The sequence below is a fragment of the Dietzia sp. DQ12-76 genome (genome assembly GCF_014145045.1).
Lineage (GTDB): Bacteria > Actinomycetota > Actinomycetes > Mycobacteriales > Mycobacteriaceae > Dietzia.
Genome location: NZ_JAALDV010000071.1, coordinates 1 through 4,762 on the forward strand (window position 1 = coordinate 1; position 4,762 = coordinate 4,762).

General features: G+C 71.0%; 5 protein-coding genes and 1 pseudogene. 4 read left to right on the top strand and 2 right to left on the bottom strand.

Features of this window, described 5'->3' with window-relative positions; all coding sequences use genetic code 11:
- Positions 1 to 198: pseudogene (locus tag G6019_RS17075) on the bottom strand (hypothetical protein); the annotation flags it as partial.
- 131 nt (positions 199 to 329) lie between these two features.
- On the opposite strand from G6019_RS17075, the gene G6019_RS03510 reads away from it, so the two are divergent.
- From G6019_RS03510 to G6019_RS03525, 4 genes are all read left to right on the top strand, one after another.
- Positions 330 to 740 carry an HAD family hydrolase gene (locus G6019_RS03510; RefSeq protein ID WP_107755942.1) on the top strand — a complete coding sequence of 137 codons (411 nt, stop codon included), beginning with the start codon at positions 330 to 332 and terminating at the stop codon, positions 738 to 740.
- A 3-nt stretch (positions 741 to 743) separates the two neighbouring features.
- Positions 744 to 2,159: a wax ester/triacylglycerol synthase family O-acyltransferase gene (locus G6019_RS03515; protein ID WP_107755943.1), complete on the top strand. Its 1,416-nt coding sequence runs from the start codon at positions 744 to 746 to the stop codon at positions 2,157 to 2,159.
- Between the two features lie 31 nt (positions 2,160 to 2,190).
- Positions 2,191 to 2,712, top strand: coding sequence for a DUF6912 family protein (locus G6019_RS03520; RefSeq protein ID WP_107755944.1), 522 nt, complete (start codon positions 2,191 to 2,193; stop codon positions 2,710 to 2,712).
- Between the two features lie 148 nt (positions 2,713 to 2,860).
- A complete protein-coding gene (locus tag G6019_RS03525) occupies positions 2,861 to 3,979 on the top strand; it encodes a ferredoxin reductase (protein WP_107755945.1) in 1,119 nt (372 codons plus the stop codon).
- A gap of 30 nt (positions 3,980 to 4,009) precedes the next feature.
- On the opposite strand, the gene rsgA is transcribed toward G6019_RS03525, so the two are convergent.
- Positions 4,010 to 4,762 (bottom strand): ribosome small subunit-dependent GTPase A (rsgA, locus tag G6019_RS03530; protein ID WP_182627047.1); only part of this gene is annotated, 753 nt, incomplete at its 5' end.

Sequence of the window (4,762 nt, forward strand, 5' to 3'; positions counted from 1 at the left end):
TGCCCGCCGCGCCGGCACCGGTACCGCGTCCTCCGGGTCCGGCACCGGGACCGCCACCGCGATCATGTCGGCGACCGGGCCGCTCGCCCGGTCGTGCGGACGGACGTCGGGGCCGGGCTCCGTCGACAGCAGCGGCCTGACCCGGCATTCGTCCTGCGCGCTCTCCCGGGGGGTCGATGACACTGGTGTCGGGGCCATGTGCACTCCTGCTCTCTCCGACGAGAACCGGGCCGGTCTCGCATCCCTCTATGTGGTGTGACGCGCGGGGCGAACCGGGCGGTTCCGGCTCCACCTCTGCACCGTCGACGGGCGTTGCCTAGGCTGGTCCCATGCGAGGACTGATTGTCGACTACTTCGGGGTGCTGGACGGCACGGAAGAGGACCGCGAGAGCTGGCGGGAGATCTTCATCGGTGCACGTGCCAACGACGTACGCCTGGCGGTCCTCAGCAACGAACCCGAGGGCCCGGGTGCCGACCGGGTGCGTGAGGACGCCCGCGCCTACGGGATCGATCACGTGGTGCTCAGCGGGCTGACCGGGGTGGAGAAACCCGATCCCGAGGCGTTCCTCGAGGCGGCGAGACGCCTCGAGCTGGAGCCGCGCGAGTGCGTGATGGTCGACGACGCGATCGAGAACGTCCTGGGCGCGGTGCAGACGGGCATGATCGGGGTGTTCTACCAGGTCTTCGACCGCGCGGCCGTGGAGATCCGCGGGCTGCTCGGACTCGACGAGGCGGTCTGACCGGTGGCGGCCAGGCTGGCGACGGCGGACGCGGATCTGCTCCTCGGGGACGCCACCCGATCACGGAGTCGGCACTCCTGCTCCCTGGCGCTCGTCTCCCGGGACGATCCCTGGGACATCGACCGGGTGATGGAATTCGTCGACGCCCGACTGGCCGACGCACCCCGGTTCCGGCAGCGCATCCGGTACGTCCCGTTCGGGCTGGCCCGGGCGGTCTGGGTCGACGATCCGGACTTCGACCTGAGCTTCCACGTGCGGCGGTCCGCCCTGCCGGCTCCCGGCGGGGTGCGGCAGCTCGCCGATCTGGTGGCCCGGCTGGTCGACCGTCCGCTCGAACCCGGCCGGCCGCTGTGGGAGCTCTACCTCATCGAGGGTCTCGGCGACGGGCGGCTGGCGGTGCTCACCAAGACCCACCACGTCCTGCTCGGCGGCCCCAACGCCGTGGACCTCGCACAGGTCCTCATGACCGACGAGAAGGCGTCTGCTGACGTGCACGAGGTGGCCACCTGGACCCCCGTCCCGTCACCGGGCGACGGGGTCCTCGTGCTGGACGCCTTGATCACCATCGCCACGGACCCCCTAGAGCTAGTCCGACGCTCGGCCCGTCTGGTGAACGCGGTGGAGAGGGCGAGCCGGGGTCTGGTCGGCGCGGCGAGTCTCACCGTCCTGCGCCCGCCCGGGGGACTGGCGGAGATGTTCCGGACCTCCCGACCCCGCGGCAGCCGGGTCGGGCTGGCGTCGTTCCCCCTGGACCGGGCACGCGCGATCGCGAGGGACCACGGCTGCAAGGTCAACGACGTGGTCCTGGCAGTCCTCTGTGGGGCGCTGCGGTCGTGGATCCTGTCCTGCGGTCACCCCCTCTCGACTGCCGACACCCTCCGCGCGATCGTCCCGATGGCCGTGTCCTCGGAGTCAGGCACGGCCGAGGGTTCCGACGGTCCCGAGGCCTCCGCGGAGGCGACCTCGGCGGAGATCGCCTCCGCGCTCATCGGGATGCCGGTGGGGGAGCCCAACCCCAGGATGCGGCTCGCGCAGATCTCCAGGGAGACGGCCACCCAGCGGCATCCCAGACAGGCGGTGGGTGCCAAGTCGTTGGCCCGACTCTCGGGTTTCGCCCCGCCCACCCTGCACGCGCTGGGTTCCCGCGCCGCGATCATGCTGCCGTCGGACAGCTATGACCTGGTCGTCACCAATGCGCCCGGTCCGCAGCACAAGATGTTCTGGGGTGACGGTGAGCTCGCTGAGGTCTATCCCGTGCCGGCGCTGCTCGACGGTCAGGCGCTGGCCGTGTCCATGAGCAGTTACTCGGGGGTGGTCTACTGCGGGTTCACCGCGGACCGTCAGGCGGTGCCGGACGTGGAGGAGATCGGGGAGCTCATCTCCTCGGCGCTGGACGAGCTCACCGGCACCTCCCGCTGACCCGCACCGTCCACCCGAGGAAGGCACCATCATGCGTCTGTTCATCCCCGCCACACTCGCGATGCTGGAGACCCTGCTCGACAGCGGGGAGATGCCCGTCCGCAGCGGGACCGCCTTCGCGGCGACCCCCGCGCTCGTGGAATCCTACGCCGAGGGGGACACGGAGGAGATCGAGCACGTGGCGTACCTCGAGGCGGCCCGCGCCTCGCTGCGGCTGCTGGGTGGAGAGATCGACTCCGGTGCGGTACACGACACGCATCCCTACCGCCGGGTGGTGGTGAGCGTGGACGTCCCCGACGCCGACACCCAGCCGCGACCGGATCTGGACACCGCCGTGGTGCGCCTGTCCAGGGGGACCGTGGGGATGGAGGAGATCGCCGCCGTCCACGTGGACCTGGCGGGCGCCGCCGGCGCGGTCGAGGCCGCGGTCGAGGCCGTGGACCGCGCCGATCTGGGGGACGAGGACGCGGAGCTCACCGTGGGGGACGCCCTCGACATCGATCTCGCCTGGTACGACGCGGGTGAACTGCCGTTCCTGCTTAATCTGCTCTGAGAAGGGATCGGGGAGCCCGGCCCCGTCCGGCGGGATCATGCCCGTGTGGTGCCCGCCAGGCGCTACCCTCCGCTACCGTAGGTTCTCATCTCCGGCACCGTCGGCCCGGTCCTCGGGTCGTGCGGTCCCCGGTCTCAAGGAGGCACCAGTGACCGAGTCGACCAGCGGGCTCAACCGTGTACTGCGCGCAGCGGCTGCGAGGGTTCCTGAACCCCGGGCCGCACATCGATTCCTCAACCGCCTCACACACCCGCTCCGGATGGACGACTACTCGTCGCTCATCTATCCGCTGTGGTCCTCCCGCGAACTGCGCGGCGAGGTGGTGTCGGTGCGCCGCGAGGCGGAGGACACCGTCACGCTGGTCATCAAGCCCGGCTGGGGCGCGACCCCGCACTACCAGCCCGGCCAGTATCTGGGCATCGGCGTGCTTCTCGACGGCCGCTGGACCTGGCGCTCCTACTCCCTGACCTCGGCCCCCACCACCGGCCGCGGCGAGTACTCGGTGACCGTCAAGGCGCTTCCCGAGGGACTTCTCAGCAACCACATCGTCGGCACCGTCGAGCCCGGGACCATCGTCCGTCTCGCGGCACCGGCGGGCGACTTCCACCTGCCGACGCCGACCCCTCCCAAGCTGATGTTCGTGACCGCCGGTTCCGGGATCACCCCGGTCATGGGGATGCTCCGGTCCCTGGACCGCCGTTCGGTCACCGAACCGTTCCCGGACGTCGTCCACGTGCACTCGGTGCGTGAGAGGGAGGACGCGCTCTTCTACGACGAGCTGCGCGCCCTCGAGAAGACCCAACCCGGTTACGTCCTGCATCTCCGGGTGACCAGCGAGGAGGGCCGCATCGACTCGCGCCAGATGTCCGCCCTCGTCCCCGACTGGTCGGAGCGTCCGACATGGGCGTGCGGGCCCAACGCGATGCTCGACGAGCTCGACGAGCACTTCAGAGCCACGAATCGGGACGACCTCCACGTGGAGCGCTTCACCGTCAACCGGGACGCCGGGGCCTCGGGCGGGACCGTGACGTTCGGTTCGACCGGCAAGACCGTCGAGCTCGACGGTGCCACCACCATCCTCGAGGGCGGGGAGAAGGTGGGCGTGCAGATGCCCTTCGGCTGTCGGATGGGGATCTGCCAGACGTGTGTCGTGGGACTCGACGAGGGGCACGTCCGCGATCTGCGCAACGGCACCGACCACGGACCCGGTGAGCGGATCCAGACCTGCGTCTCGGTGGCGTTGGGGGACGTCGAGCTCAAGCTCTGACCGCGTCGGCGCGACGGTCGCGGCTCGTGCTCAGTCCTGATCCGACCCGAGCGCCCACGCGTCGTTGGACTGCAGGGCGCCGAGGAGTTCTCTCACGGCCAGCGCGCGTCGGTGGACCGCGGGGTCGATGACGGTGTCGAACCTGCACTCCGGATCGGCGGGCGGGCCCTGGTGGGTGCAGCCCCGCGGGCAGTCCTGAGCGATCGCGTCCAGATCGGAGAACGCCGCCACCACGTCGTCGGGCGAGACGTGCGCCAGTCCGAAGCTCCGGATCCCCGGGGTGTCCACCACCCAGCCCCCCGATCCCAGTTCGAGGGCGACCGACTGGGTCGAGGTGTGCCGGCCCTTGCCCACTCCCGAGACCGCGCCGGTCGCCCGGTGGGCGTCGGGGATCAGACGGTTGACGAGGGTGGACTTCCCGACCCCCGAGTGGCCGATCATGGCGGAGATCCGGCCGTCGATCCGATCGTGCAGGGCCCCGAGGTCGTCGTCGATCCCGGTCCGCAGGACGGGGACGTCGAGTGCCTCGAACTCGGCGGCGAACACCGACGGGTCGTCGAGGTCACCCTTGGTCAGGCACAGGACGGGGTCCAGTCCGCCCGTGTAGGCCGCCACGAGGGCGCGGGCCACGAAGCCGGCGCGGGGCGGGGGGTCCGCGACCGCGACGACGATGAGGAGCAGTTCGGCGTTGGCCACCACGACCCGCTCGTACGGGTCGGAGTCGTCGGCGGTCCGGCGCAGCACCGTGCTGCGGTCGGCGACCCGGACGATCCTCGACAGGGT